At 40.4% G+C, this 14,197-nt stretch carries 13 protein-coding genes; 8 read left to right on the top strand and 5 right to left on the bottom strand.

Annotation, left to right across the window (positions count from 1 at the left end; all coding sequences use genetic code 11):
* Window positions 1-173: 173 nt before the first annotated feature.
* From aceF to ampD, 4 genes are all read right to left on the bottom strand, one after another.
* Window positions 174-2,051 carry a pyruvate dehydrogenase complex dihydrolipoyllysine-residue acetyltransferase gene (gene aceF / locus PVK62_RS05430; RefSeq protein WP_274442507.1) on the bottom strand — a complete coding sequence of 626 codons (1,878 nt, stop codon included), beginning with the start codon at window positions 2,049-2,051 and terminating at the stop codon, window positions 174-176.
* An 11-nt stretch (window positions 2,052-2,062) separates the two neighbouring features.
* Window positions 2,063-4,726 (bottom strand): pyruvate dehydrogenase (acetyl-transferring), homodimeric type, encoded by a 2,664-nt coding sequence (aceE, locus tag PVK62_RS05425; RefSeq protein ID WP_274442506.1) that lies wholly within the window; start codon window positions 4,724-4,726, stop codon window positions 2,063-2,065.
* Between the two features lie 55 nt (window positions 4,727-4,781).
* Entirely contained in the window at window positions 4,782-5,552 is a 771-nt protein-coding gene (gene pdhR / locus PVK62_RS05420; protein ID WP_274442505.1) for a pyruvate dehydrogenase complex transcriptional repressor PdhR, read from the bottom strand.
* 299 nt (window positions 5,553-5,851) lie between these two features.
* Window positions 5,852-6,403: a 1,6-anhydro-N-acetylmuramyl-L-alanine amidase AmpD gene (gene ampD / locus PVK62_RS05415; RefSeq protein ID WP_274442531.1), complete on the bottom strand. Its 552-nt coding sequence runs from the start codon at window positions 6,401-6,403 to the stop codon at window positions 5,852-5,854.
* Window positions 6,404-6,527: 124 nt separating this feature from the next.
* On the opposite strand from ampD, the gene nadC reads away from it, so the two are divergent.
* The 8 genes from nadC (at window position 6,528) to yacG (ending at window position 13,682) form a co-directional block, all read left to right on the top strand.
* Window positions 6,528-7,415, top strand: coding sequence for a carboxylating nicotinate-nucleotide diphosphorylase (gene nadC / locus PVK62_RS05410; protein ID WP_274442504.1), 888 nt, complete (start codon window positions 6,528-6,530; stop codon window positions 7,413-7,415).
* A 337-nt stretch (window positions 7,416-7,752) separates the two neighbouring features.
* The gene (locus tag PVK62_RS05405; protein WP_274442503.1) at window positions 7,753-8,205 is read left to right on the top strand and encodes a pilin; all 453 of its coding nucleotides are present in this window, start codon (window positions 7,753-7,755) and stop codon (window positions 8,203-8,205) included.
* A complete protein-coding gene (gene pilB / locus PVK62_RS05400) occupies window positions 8,205-9,893 on the top strand; it encodes a type IV-A pilus assembly ATPase PilB (RefSeq protein ID WP_274442502.1) in 1,689 nt (562 codons plus the stop codon). The genes PVK62_RS05405 and pilB overlap by 1 nt, the downstream gene beginning before the upstream one ends.
* Window positions 9,894-9,925: 32 nt before the next feature.
* On the top strand, window positions 9,926-11,152 hold the full coding sequence (locus PVK62_RS05395; RefSeq protein WP_443111762.1) for a type II secretion system F family protein: 1,227 nt from the start codon (window positions 9,926-9,928) through the stop codon (window positions 11,150-11,152).
* A gap of 53 nt (window positions 11,153-11,205) precedes the next feature.
* A complete protein-coding gene (locus PVK62_RS05390) occupies window positions 11,206-12,093 on the top strand; it encodes a prepilin peptidase (protein WP_274442500.1) in 888 nt (295 codons plus the stop codon).
* Window positions 12,090-12,713 (top strand): dephospho-CoA kinase, encoded by a 624-nt coding sequence (gene coaE / locus PVK62_RS05385; protein ID WP_274442499.1) that lies wholly within the window; start codon window positions 12,090-12,092, stop codon window positions 12,711-12,713. The genes PVK62_RS05390 and coaE overlap by 4 nt, the downstream gene beginning before the upstream one ends.
* A 5-nt stretch (window positions 12,714-12,718) precedes the next feature.
* Entirely contained in the window at window positions 12,719-13,465 is a 747-nt protein-coding gene (gene zapD, locus PVK62_RS05380; RefSeq protein ID WP_274442498.1) for a cell division protein ZapD, read from the top strand.
* A gap of 7 nt (window positions 13,466-13,472) precedes the next feature.
* Window positions 13,473-13,682, top strand: a complete 210-nt coding sequence (gene yacG, locus PVK62_RS05375) for a DNA gyrase inhibitor YacG (protein ID WP_274442497.1) — start codon at window positions 13,473-13,475, stop codon at window positions 13,680-13,682.
* A 78-nt stretch (window positions 13,683-13,760) separates the two neighbouring features.
* Here yacG and mutT read toward each other — a convergent pair whose 3' ends face one another.
* A complete protein-coding gene (mutT, locus tag PVK62_RS05370) occupies window positions 13,761-14,159 on the bottom strand; it encodes an 8-oxo-dGTP diphosphatase MutT (protein WP_274442496.1) in 399 nt (132 codons plus the stop codon).
* Between the last annotated feature and the right edge of the window lie 38 nt (window positions 14,160-14,197).

Raw genomic sequence — 14,197 nt, 5'->3', positions numbered from 1 at the left:
GGGTTAGCCTGTGAGCTAGACAACAATTCACGTGATGACTATTTTAAATAAAATCGCCTAATACTCGTAAATTGAACTTAATTTAATTCAAAAAAACTGAAGCTATTTCTTCAATTTATGAAGCAATAAGGCGGCTTATTTGCCACCTTATTGTTTATTTCAATTACCGCTAATTACAGTACTAAGCGACGAATGTCTGATAATGCACTGTTTAGGAAAGTAATGAAACGAGCACCTTCTGCGCCATCAATAACACGGTGGTCATAAGACAGAGACAGAGGAAGCTGTAGGCGAGGAGCGAACTCTTTACCATTCCATACTGGTTTAATTTCAGATTTAGATACCCCTAGGATACCTACTTCTGGAGCATTTACGATTGGTGTAAATGCTGTACCACCGATACCACCAAGGCTTGAGATTGTGAAACAACCACCTTGCATATCAGAAGCAGTTAGTTTACCAGCACGTGCTTTCTTAGAAATAGCCATTAGCTCTTCAGATAGCTCGTAAATGCCTTTTTTGTTCACATCTTTAAATACAGGAACAACAAGACCGTTTGGTGTATCAACAGCGATACCTACGTTTACGTATTTCTTAAGGATGATGCTTTCGCCATCATCAGATAAAGAAGAGTTAAACGCTGGGAACGCTTCAAGCGCTTTCGCAACCGCCTTCATGATGAACACAAGTGGCGTGATCTTCATACCAGTATCATTTTTCGCTTCGATTGCATTCTGCTCTTTACGGAATGCTTCTAGCTCTGTGATATCAGCGTTATCCCACTGTGTAACGTGCGGGATCATTACCCAGTTACGGTGAAGGTTAGCGCCAGAAATTTTCTTAATCTTAGAAAGTTTCTTAATTTCTGTTTCACCAAACTTGCTGAAATCAATTTTTGGCCATGGAAGTAAACCAAGAGCTGAACCGTCACCACCTTTACCTGATGCAGCAGCACCAGATTCAAGACGCTTAAGTGCATCTTTAACAAAGCTTTGAACGTCTTCTTTTAGGATACGGTCTTTACGGCCAGTACCTTTAACTTTAGCAAGGTTTACACCAAACTCACGAGCTAGACGGCGAACAACTGGAGACGCGTGTGCGTATTCGTTGTTTGCTTCAAATTCACCCGTAGCTGCTGGAGCAGAAGCCGCGGCAACTGGTGCAGGAGCGGCTTGTGCAACTGGTGCTGCTGTCGCTTGTACAGCAACTGGTGCTGCGCCTTCAACAACAAATGTCATGATTAGAGAGCCAGTTGATACTTTATCGCCAGCTGCAATCTTAATCTCTTTGATAGTACCAGCAAAAGGAGCAGGAACTTCCATTGATGCTTTGTCGCCTTCAACAGTAATTAGAGATTGCTCTTCTTCTACTGTATCACCAACTGCAACCATGATTTCAGTTACTTCAACTTCATCACCGCCGATATCTGGAACGTTTACTTCTTTCTCAGCAGAGACTGCTGGAGCCGCTGCAACTGGTGCTGCCGCCGCTTGAGGTGCAGCGACTGGAGCAGAACCTGCAACTTCAAAGATCATAACTAAAGAGCCAGTTGACACTGAATCACCAGAAGCGATTTTGATTTCTTTAACTGTACCAGCGAATGGTGCAGGAACTTCCATTGACGCTTTATCGCCTTCAACAGTTAAAAGAGATTGCTCTTCTTCTACTGTATCGCCAACCGCTACCATGATTTCAGTTACTTCAACTTCATCACCGCCGATATCTGGAACATGAACTTCTTTAAGTTCAGCAACAGATGCCGCAGCAGGAGCAGCTACTGGAGCCGCTTCAACTACTGGAGCTGCAGGTGCAGCAGCACCCTCAGCTTCAAAGATCATGATTAGAGAACCAGTTGTTACTGAATCGCCTTCAGAAATTTTAATTTCTTTAACGATACCCGCTTGAGACGCAGGAACTTCCATTGAAGCTTTATCGCCTTCAACAGTGATCAGTGACTGCTCTTCTTCAACTCGGTCACCGACCTTAACTAGAATCTCAGTTACTTCAACCTCATCTGCACCGATGTCAGGTACATTAATTTCGATTGTCATTGTTTTCTACCTTATGCGTATTGCGGGTTAGTTTTTTCAGTATCGATATTGAATTTAGCAATTGCTTCTGCAACAACAGATTTCTCAATATCACCACGTTTCACAAGTTCAGTTAGAGCAGCAACAACTACGTAGCCTGCGTTAACTTCGAAGTGACGACGTAGGTTCTCACGGCTGTCTGAACGACCAAAGCCATCAGTACCAAGTACTTTGTATGATTCAGTTGGCATAAATGCACGTACTTGCTCAGCGTAGTTCTTCATGTAATCTGTCGCAGCGATTGCTGGTTCGTTACCAAGAACAGTTGTGATGTACGGTACTTTAGCTTCTGCTTCTGGGTGTAGCATGTTGTAACGCTCTGCATCTTGACCATCACGAGTTAGCTCGTTGAAAGAAGTCACAGAGAATATGTCCGACGCTACGCCGTAATCTTCACTTAGGATCTGTGCTGCTTTACGTACTTCATTCATGATCGTACCAGAGCTCATTAACTGAACTTTAGCTTTAGAACCAGCATGAGACTCAAGCTTGTAGATACCTTTACGAATGCCTTCTTCAGCGCCTTCAGGCATTGCTGGCATTGCGTAGTTTTCGTTCATTACTGTTAGGTAGTAATAAATGTTCTCTTGGTTCTCACCGTACATGCGACGAATACCGTCTTGCATGATTACCGCTAACTCGTAAGCAAACGTTGGGTCATAAGAAATACAGTTAGGAACTGTGTTTGCCATGATGTGAGAGTGACCATCTTCGTGTTGTAGACCTTCACCGTTTAGCGTTGTACGACCAGCAGTAGCACCTAATAGGAAACCACGAGCTTGTTGATCACCCGCTAACCATGCCATGTCACCAATACGTTGGAAACCGAACATAGAGTAGTAAATGTAGAATGGGATCATTGGAAGATCGTTGGTGCTGTATGATGTTGCAGCAGCAACCCAAGACGCCATTGAACCTAATTCGTTGATACCTTCTTGAAGAACTTGACCTGATGTTGCTTCTTTGTAGTAAGAAACAATACCTTTATCTTCAGGAGTATATTCTTGACCGTGTGGGTTGTAGATACCAACCTGACGGAATAGACCTTCCATACCGAATGTACGTGCTTCATCACAAATGATAGGAACGATGTTCTTACCAATGTTCTTATCTTTAAGTAAGATATTTAGCGTACGTACGTAAGCCATTGTTGTAGAGATATCACGCTTTTGCTCACCTAATAGAGGGGCAAATGCATCAAGCTCAGGCACTTTGAATTCTTGAGTAAACTTAGGTAGACGCTTAGGCGTGTAACCGTGTAGCGCATCACGACGAGCGTGTAAGTAGTTGTACTCAGCAGAACCTTCTTCTAGTTTAAGGTAAGGAAGCTCTTTGATTTTTTCATCAGAAAGAATGTCTTCTAGACCTAAACGATCACGTAGGTGTTGAACATGAGTCATGTCCATTTTCTTAACACCGTGTGCGATGTTCTTACCTTCAGCTGCATCGCCCATGCCGTAACCTTTAACAGTTTTAGCTAGGATAACTGTTGGCTTACCGCCTGTTTCTTTTGCATTGTTGAATGCAGCGAACAGTTTAGATGAATCATGACCACCACGCTTAAGAGCGAAGATTTCGTCATCAGTCATATCTGCAACAAGTGCTGCTGTCTCAGGGTATTTACCAAAGAAGTTCTCACGAACGTAAGCGCCATCTTTAGATTTAAATGTTTGGTAGTCACCGTCGATAGTTTCATTCATTAATTGAAGAAGCTTACCCGTCGTGTCTTTAGCAAGTAGTGAATCCCAGTTGCTACCCCAAATAACTTTAACAACGTTCCAACCAGCGCCTTTAAATAGACCTTCTAGTTCTTGAATGATGCTACCGTTACCCATAACAGGGCCGTCTAGACGCTGTAGGTTACAGTTGATTAGGAAACATAGGTTGTCCAGTTTTTCACGTGCAGCGAAAGAGATCGCACCGCGTGATTCTGGCTCATCCATTTCACCGTCACCTAGGAAAGCGTATACACGCTGAGCACCAGTCTCTTTCATGCCACGGCCTTCAAGGTACTTAAGGAAGCGCGCTTGATAGATAGCAGAAATAGGACCAAGACCCATAGATACTGTAGGGAACTGCCAGAATTCAGGCATCAGTTTAGGGTGAGGGTAAGAAGGAATACCTTTACCATCAACTTCTTGACGGAAGTTATCTAGTTGTTCTTCAGTTAAACGACCTTCAACGAAAGCACGAGAGTAGATACCAGGAGAGATATGACCTTGGTAATAAACTAAATCACCGCCATCCGTCTCATTTGGAGCACGGAAGAAATGGTTGAAACATACTTCGTAGAATGCAGCTGCAGATTGGTAAGAAGCCATGTGGCCACCTAGATCCAAATCTTTCTTAGAAGCACGTAGAACGATCATGATTGCGTTCCAACGAATAATTGAACGGATACGACGCTCAAGAGTAACATCACCTGGGTACGCTGGTTCTTGCGTCGCAGGAATGGTATTGATGTAGTTAGTATTGATGCCAGTTGGCATATCAACACCATCTAAACGAGCTTTATCAAGAACTTGCTCTAATAGATACTGGGCGCGTTCAACACCCTCTTCACGTACAACTGACTCAAGAGCTTCTAACCAATCTTGAGTTTCTAGTGCATCAACGTCATGCTTCATGTCAGACATGCGAGCTATCCTTTTATTTGTTGGTTCAAATAGGGTAACAATGAAATGGACCGAATTAATCCATGTCATTACTTTGTTGAATTCGACGAAGCGAGCACTCTCTACGGCTCTCTTCTTTTGTCAATTCCAACAATGTTTCTTCAATATAGGCTAAATGAGAATGAGAGGCCAAACGTGCCTTTTCAGGCTCTCCTGACACTATCGCTTCTACCATTTCAGCTCTATGTGCTCTCACCTTTTCCACCACCGCATCACGGCGATTTAATAAGGTAAAGTTTTGTAATACATTTTGTTCAAGCAAGGGTTCTAAACTACGTACCATGTGTAGTAATACCACATTGTGCGCTGATTCAGTCACCGTGATTAGACAGTTCATAACCGCAGAAGCCTCTGCTTTTAAATCACCGTCTTGTTGTGCTTGTTGGATTAACTGATGTGACTCTTTAATCCGTTTAAAATCTTCGTCGTTACCACGTAAAGCAGCGTAATAAGCAGAAATACCTTCTAACGCATGGCGTGATTCCAGTAAATCGAATTGAGTTTCAGGATGCGTTGCTAATAAGTCTAACAAGGGCTCTGAAAAACTTTGCCATAACCCCTTATTAACAAACGTTCCACCACCTTGGCGGCGAGTTAATAGGTGTTTTGCTTCTAAACGTTGTATTGCTTCTCGTACCGATGGACGAGAAACATCAAACTGTTTTGCTAACTCTCTTTCTGCTGGTAACTTTTGTCCCGGAGAAAGCGTTCCTTCTAAAATCAGCCGTTCAAGCTCTTGCTCGATTACATCGGACAACTTCGGCTGACGTATCCTTTGATATGTCATCGTAGCTCAACCCAATTTAAGTTGATTACTTCCCACCTTACAGTGAGTCATTCGTCACTTTAAGCAATTGGTATTACCAATTTTATTGAGGTGCAATTTATCATTAAAAAAGGGAATTTGTCTAGATAAAAGTTGATTTGAATCATGGAATAGAGTTGCTTTGTGTTGTTAATTAACAATGAAAGCACATAATAAAAACAATTGGTCTGACCAATTTAATTTTAAAACACCGCTTAATACACCACTTAATACACCAAAACCAAGAACTAAAAGTACATAACCTTAGAAGCTAATCTCTTCTATTTCATTAAGTTATGGTACTTTTCCCAATGAAATGATAACCCGGGATCTGTTTTCCTCAATGGGGCAATGTACTGATGACCAGTTATACGGCTATCAAGAATCAATGGGTAAGTAGCTTGTAGCACGTTTGTTACAGCAGCCAAACTATCATATTGTTCTTGAGTATAGGCAGTAAAATCAGTCCCTTCCAACTCAATACCAATACTATAATCATTACATCGCGCACGTCCTGCAAAAGATGATACTCCAGCATGCCAAGCTCTGCCATTAAAAGGAACAAACTGTATTACAGAGCCGTCACGACGGATCAAACAGTGAGCTGATACTTTGAATTTATGGATCACTTTAAAAAATGGATGAGCGGCGGGATCTAATGTTCCAGTAAATAACTGTTCGATATAAGGACCACCAAATTGCCCCGGTGGTAAACTTATATTGTGAATAACAAGCAGAGAAATATCTTCATCATCAAGACGCGCGTCATAGAATGGTGACACTACGTGCCTTGCTTCATTAAGCCAATGATCTGTTGATAAAGTGAATTTCATCATCTATTCCTCTATGAATTAAAGTAACTTGTGTAACTTACGTATATCTTATGATGAAATTCTGCTCTAGCGCGAGTATTATTGTCGCCATAAATTTATTTCAAATAATTCAATGGACCTCACCATGATCAAAACCCATGATAGCGCCTCTCGTCTTGAATATTTAAAGCAACAACTTCCTACAGAAATCACTCGTGCCGTATCAGATACACTACGTGAAGATTTAGGTGGAACTCTCGATGTAAGTACGGACATTACCGCAAGCTTAATCGCAGAAGATACTCAATCTGTTGCAACGATCATCACGCGTGAACATGGTGTGTTTTGTGGAAAAATGTGGGCCGATGAAGTTTTTAAGCAACTCGGTGGTACCGTTTCTATCGAATGGCACGTAGAAGATGGAGACAAAGTAGAACCAAACCAAACGCTTTGTACCTTAACTGGCCCAGCTCGCACACTCTTAACGGGTGAACGCAATGCGATGAATTTTATTCAAACTTTATCAGGGTGCTCAACCGTAACAGCAACCTACGCTGAAAAAATTGCACACACTAAATGCCGCCTACTTGATACTCGTAAAACAATCCCAGGCCTACGCAGTGCATTAAAATATGCCGTAGCTTGTGGTGGTGGTTTCAATCACCGTATTGGCGTATTTGATGCCTATTTAATTAAAGAAAATCACATCATCGCCTGTGGCGGAATTGAAAAAGCTATCTCAACGGCAAAAGAACTTAATCCAGGTAAGCCTGTAGAAATTGAAACTGAAAGTTTAGACGAACTACAGCAAGCGATTGATGCTGGTGCTGACATTATTATGTTGGATAACTTCACTACTGACATGATGCGTGAAGCCGTGGCATTAAATGCAGGCCGTGCTGCTTTAGAAAATTCTGGCAATGTAACTTTAGATACGGTTGCAGAGTTTGCTGAAACTGGGGTTGATTACATCTCTGTCGGTGCATTAACGAAGCATCTAAACGCAATGGATTTATCAATGCGCTTTAAATAAGTTATTTAACGCATGCTAACACCTCAAAGGGCTGATTCTTTATCAGCCTTTTTTGTATCTATACATAAGCTTTGATTCTAATACCTCGATACTCTCCACAAATTACCTCTCTCGCTCTTCTTTTTTCTTTATTCGCTTAATAATAAGAATTACGACTCATACTAAATAAGAAAAGTTACCTTCTTGAAGTGGACCGTAATTGCCCCCCACCACTATCACTCATTTACATAAAAACCCCTACCAACTCGAAAGCTCATTGCTTATCTCTTTTTTCTCTCTAATTTCCTCCTATGCTTCTCTTACTGAATCAACATGATACATATTAAAGGAGAAGATAATGAAAGATCGTCAAAGGCAAAGAGGTTTTACCCTGATAGAGTTAATGATCGTCGTTGCTATTATTGGAGTGTTATCAGCGGTTGCTATCCCTCAATATAAAAACTACGTAGAAAAAGCAGCGATAGGTGTTGGTTTATCAAATATTGCGGCAATAAAAATTAATATTGAAGAATATATTTCAACAGAAGGAGAGTTCCCCGCGACAACTGCTGGTGATGCAGACTCTTTTTCTCGTCTTGGCACCATAGAGACATTCAATAATGGTACTTTAAAACTAGCAAAGACAACATCAACTGATGGAACAATACTTTTCACATTTAACTCTGACAGTAAAGTTTCTGGTACAAAATTACAATTATCTAGAGAGACTGACGGGCAATGGAGTTGTAGTACTGATGCAAACAAAGCGACAAGCCCTATAAACTGCACCTCAGGACAAACAATACAATAATGCATACCAATCTAGCCTCAATTCTACGTCAAGCCGAGCTAATCAGCTTGACGCAAGAAAGTGCCACCATAGAATTAATTAAGGCCAAAACACACACGGTGTCTTCTGCGCTTTTGGCTCAAGGCATATTTAGCTCTGATGAACTACTTGATCATCTTGCTCGTATTTTTGGTCTTGAGAGTGTCGATATCACTCAACATAATTATACCGGGACATGTCAAAAACTAGGACTGCGAGAACTAATCATCCAATACCAAGCCCTTCCTATTTATCATGACAACAACACCATTCGTTTAGCGGTTTCAGATCCAAGCATTAGCCACATTGAAGAGGATTTTCGTTTTACTAGCGGAAAGCAGATCGACATTGTTCTAGCAGATCAAGAACAGATCAACGCAGCAATTCGCCGAGTTTATGGCTACACACTTTCTGAAAACGCTGCGCAATATAAAGAGATCACTCAAGACGAGCTTGCTTCGCTTGTCGAACTCTCTTCAGATGAAATCGAATTAACTGAGGATCTCAGTAAAGACGATGCTCCAGTCTCTCGCTTTATTAATCAAATCTTAATTGAAGCCGTTCGAAAAGGAGCATCCGATATTCATTTTGAACCCTATGAAGATAGCTATCGAGTTCGCTTTCGTTGCGATGGGATCTTAATAGAAAATAGCACCCCTTCCTCTCACTTGAGTCGACGTCTTTCTGCTCGTTTAAAGATAATGGCAAAACTTGATATAGCAGAACGTCGCCTGCCTCAGGATGGCCGAATAAAACTCAAGTTAAATAATGATACCGCCATTGATATGCGCGTTTCTTCTTTACCGACATTGTGGGGTGAAAAAGTGGTCTTGCGTTTATTAGATAGCAACTCTGCATATTTAGATATCAATCAACTCGGCTACAATAAACAGCAACAACAACTCTATCTCTCTGCACTAAAACGCCCCCAAGGGATGATTCTAATGACGGGGCCAACTGGCAGTGGAAAAACCGTTTCCCTTTACTCTGGGCTTAATATTTTAAATACCCCAGATAAAAACATATCTACCGCTGAAGATCCCGTAGAGATAAACCTTACAGGCATTAATCAAGTCCAAGTAAATCCCAAAATAGGCTTTGATTTTTCTCATGCATTACGCTCATTCTTACGACAGGATCCTGATGTCGTGATGGTAGGTGAAATTCGAGATCTTGAAACCGCTGAAATCGCAATCAAAGCGGCCCAAACAGGGCATTTAGTGCTTTCAACGCTTCATACTAATTCAGCCGCAGAGTCCATTGTTCGTTTAGCTAACATGGGAGTAGAGCAATTTAACCTTGCTTCATCTCTAAGCTTAATCATTGCACAACGTTTAGTAAGAAAACTGTGCCCACATTGTAAACACGTTGACCCTCTCAGCCCTGACATCAGAAATAAGTATGCCATCAAATTAGAAAGTACCCTTTTTAAAGCCAATCAAAATGGCTGTAACAAATGCACTCATGGCTATTCAGGCCGTATTGGGGTTTATGAAGTCATGCCTTTTAGCAAAGAATTATCCGCCGCTATTTTAAAAAGAGCCTCCGCGAATGAGATAGAAGAACTTGCCATTAAACAAGGGATGGATAACTTAGCAACCTCCGGAATTCATCGATTAGAAGAGGGTACAACAAGCTTACAAGAACTCACTCGAGTGCTCTATTTCTAACACTTTAATGGCACCAGACTATGCAGAATTCAATAAATAAAACCAACTTCCCTCGCTTAACACGTTTCTATTGGAGGGGGCTTAATCTGAAAGATCAGAACGTTTCCGGCACACTATTGGTATTGAATGAGCAAGAAGTTAGAGCAAAACTAAACGCACAACAAATACGAATAAAGAAAATCAAAAAACGCCAGATATCTAGCGTGGAAAGAATAAAGCATACAATAAAAGATAAGGACATCACTCTATTAACGCGTCAGTTAGCAACGATATTAAATGCGGGAATACCGTTAGTTCAATCTTTACAGCTTATTGCAGAAAGTAATCCCAAAGCAGAAATGAAATCTATATTAAATCAAATAATTTTATCAGTAGAATCAGGAGAGCTCCTTTCCAAGGCCATGCTAAGAAGTAGCCCTTTCTTTAATCCCTTTTATCTTGATATGCTCGCTACTGGAGAAGAAACCGGATACTTACCCCAAACCTTTGAGCGTTTAGCGTCTTATAGAGAAAAAAGTGAACAATTAAGATCTAAAGTCATCAAAGCGATGATTTACCCAACCATGGTTTTGCTTGTTTCCATTATCGTGGCCATTTTAATGCTTACTCTCGTCATTCCTGAATTTGAAAATATTTTTAGTGGCTTTGGCGCTGAACTTCCTTGGTTTACCCAACAAATAATTCAAGCATCATATCTATTACAGCACTATGGTCTATGGATATTAATCCTAATGCTCATCGGCAGCTTTATTTTTAAGTCTGTTTATAGGCGATCTTATACGCTGCAACTGATACTTAGTAAAAACAGTCTGCGTATTCCAATTATTGGTTCTATTTTATCCAAAGCGGCTATAGCAAAATTTAGCCGTACTTTAGCAACCAGTTTTAACTCAGGGTTACCTATTTTACACAGCTTACAAATCACCAGTAAAACCACAGGAAATCTATACTATCAACAAGCTATTTTTTTAGTGCAACAAAGTACTGCCGCAGGGATGCCTCTTTATCTTGCTATGCGTCACTCTCAAGCTTTCCCAGAGATGGTACTTCAGATGGTTATGATTGGTGAAGAATCCGGGAGGCTTGACGATATGCTCAATAAAATAGCCCTGATCTATGAAGAAGATATTGATAATACGGTTGATAATTTAGGTAAATTACTAGAACCATTAATCATCATTTTCCTAGGAGGTATGATTGGCGGATTGGTCGTTGCTATGTATCTTCCTATCTTTAATTTAATGAGTGTAATAGGATAAAATTCTGATACCATCTCTGTACTTATGCTCTTCTAATACAGGACGCTTTTTACATGGCTGTTTTTGATTACTACCCTTGGCTCTTCCCACTCTTTGCTACACTATTTGGCTTATTAGTCGGTAGCTTTCTTAATGTCGTGATCTATCGCCTTCCTATTATGATGGAAAAAGAGTGGAAAAAAGAGTGTATTAACTGCTTCCCTGATTTAGCACCACAGAATAAAACAACTAAAAAAGAAGAAGTCTTCAACCTTAGCGTGCCTCGCTCTCGCTGTCCTAAATGTAACACTCAAATTAAATTTTATGACAACATTCCAGTTATTAGCTGGTTGCTCTTAAAAGGAAAGTGCCGCCAATGCAGTAATCCTATTAGCTTTAGATACCCTACTATTGAGCTTTTATCCGGCGCTATGTGCTTTGCTGTATCATACTTGCTGCCTTTCTCATACTTTGCTGTCGCCGCCATCCTATTTACCTTAGCCCTCATCGCACTGACCTTTATCGATATTGATACGATGTTATTACCCGACCAAATTACCTTACCATTAGTATGGTCTGGTATTTATTTGGCTTTAGTGGGATGGAGCCCTATTAGCTTGATTGACTCGGTTATTGGCGCAATGGCTGGCTATCTTATTCTGTGGTCTATTTATTGGGGTTTTAAGTTATTAACCGGTAAAGAAGGCATGGGGTATGGTGATTTTAAATTACTGGCTGCCATTGGCGCTTGGTTAGGTTGGCAACAATTGCCTTTAGTGGTTCTACTCTCTTCTGTTGTCGGTGCCATTATCGGCATTGCAATGTTAAGTGCACAAAAAAAAGGCTTTGATAAAGCAATCCCTTTTGGCCCATATTTAGCCATTTCTGGTTGGATCTGCCTATTATGGGGGCAACAAATTGGCCAATGGTACTTCACTACAATTTTAGGTTTCCCATTATGAGTTATGTTGTCGCAATTACTGGCGGGATAGGCAGCGGAAAAACCACTGTTGCTGATACTTTTCAGAAAAACCATACTATCGACATTGTCGATGCGGATATCATTGCTCGTGATGTTGTTAAACCGAATACAAAAGGCTTAACCTCGATCGCAGAACATTTTGGTCATTCCATTCTATTACCTAATGGAACTCTAAATCGAGCAGAGCTGCGACAACGAATTTTTTCAAACACCAATGAAAAAACATGGCTTAACAATTTACTTCATCCATTGATCCGTGAAGAGATGCAGCGTCAACTGTCATTATCCACATCACCTTACGTACTGCTTGTGGTTCCACTTTTAGTTGAAAATCAACTTCAATATCTAGCCAATAGAGTCCTTGTTGTTGATGTTTTGGAGCAAACTCAAATTAATCGTACTATTACCCGTGATAAAGTGGATATTGAACAAGTTAAAGCTATTCTTGCTTCGCAAGCCTCACGAGAAGAGCGACTGGCACTTGCTGATGACATAATTAAGAATGATCACAATATTTGCGATCTCGATAATGAAATAGCTCTGCTACATAATAAATATCTGCTATTGTCTCAGTCACCTATAAATAAAGAGAATCAATAAAGACTATGAATGGATTGGGTACGCAAAAATTTGAACACCCTTTAAATGAAAGGACTCGAATTTATTTACGAATAGAATCTCTATTTCGTAAGCTTGGGCATTCTGCTGATTTAACCCAACCATTTGAATACCAGGTATTCTTTAGCTCTCTTTTTAATATGCTCGATATTTTAGAGCAAGTTCAGGTGAAGGCTGATTTAGGCAAAGACCTAGAAAAGCTTCGTTTACAATATCGTGCTTGGATGGATATCGAAGGGGTTGACCAATCGGCTTTACTTTCTGTTTTAGAGCAAGTTAGTCAAGTGCATTACAATCTAATGCAAACTACTCGACCAGGTCACTCTTTAAAAGAAGATCGCTTTCTATCTGCATTAAAACAACGATTTTTTATTCCGGGTGGTGATTGCTGCTTTGATTTACCGATATTGCACCATTGGCTACACCTTCCTTTAGAAGTTCGATGTCGTAATACTCATAATTGGATGTCTCAGTTACTTTCGCTATCAGATGCCTTATCATTGTGGCTGCGACTAACCCGAGAAACCGCTCGTTTTGAACCTCAAATTGCACGCAATGGATTTATGCAAAGTGAAATGGAAAATTCCAATTTATTGCGCCTAGAGATACCTATTGACCAAGGGGTTTATCCAATGATCTCTGGGCATAAAAGTCGTTTTGCGTTACGCTTTATGTCTTTCGAAACCAACAAGAATTGTGAAAAAGACATTGAGTTTACGCTTGCTGTCTGCTGAGGAATCCATGTCAGAATCAAATAATATCCAACCAACAACGGTAAAATGCCCAACTTGCCAAGCCGCCGTTATCTGGAATGAAGAGAGTCAATTTCGTCCATTCTGTAGTAAAAAATGCCAAATGATTGATTTTGGTGAATGGGCTGATGAAGAAAAATCCATTCCTGGCGCTCCAGACATGTCAGATTCTGATGGTTGGTCTGAAGACCAATATTAATACGACGTTTTATCTACGCCAATAAAAAAGCGATCATTTACGATCGCTTTTTTTATGTTCACAAAACATAGCATCAAGCTAGCGAAAGCACTCAAGTACTTTATGTAAAATAGGTACATTTGCTTCTGGAAATTCATAAGATGCGAGATCTAAAATAGGAACCCATAGCCCTTCCTGTCCTTCCTTTCCATAGGGTTCACCTACAAACTGAGTTACGGTAAAAAAATCAAAATAGAGCGATTTATCAGGGTAGTCATGATTAAACGATTCAAAAATAGCGAGTTCTGTAGATTTGATACCAAGCTCTTCATATAGCTCTCTAATTAACGCCTGCTCTGCACTTTCCTCTTGCTCTACCTTTCCACCTGGGAATTCCCAAAATCCACCTTTATGTGCTTTATCGGGACGTTTAGTAATAAATACTTGGCTCTTATCTGCATTAAAAATAATAGCCGCAACTATATGCAATCGTTTCATTTATAGCCTTTATATCAATAATATGCCTATAAAAAAGC

The sequence above is a fragment of the Aliivibrio sp. S3MY1 genome (assembly GCF_028765575.1).
GTDB lineage: Bacteria > Pseudomonadota > Gammaproteobacteria > Enterobacterales > Vibrionaceae > Aliivibrio.
The sequence above is the reverse complement of the archived record's forward strand: the minus strand, read 5'-3'. Positions and strand labels throughout refer to the sequence as shown.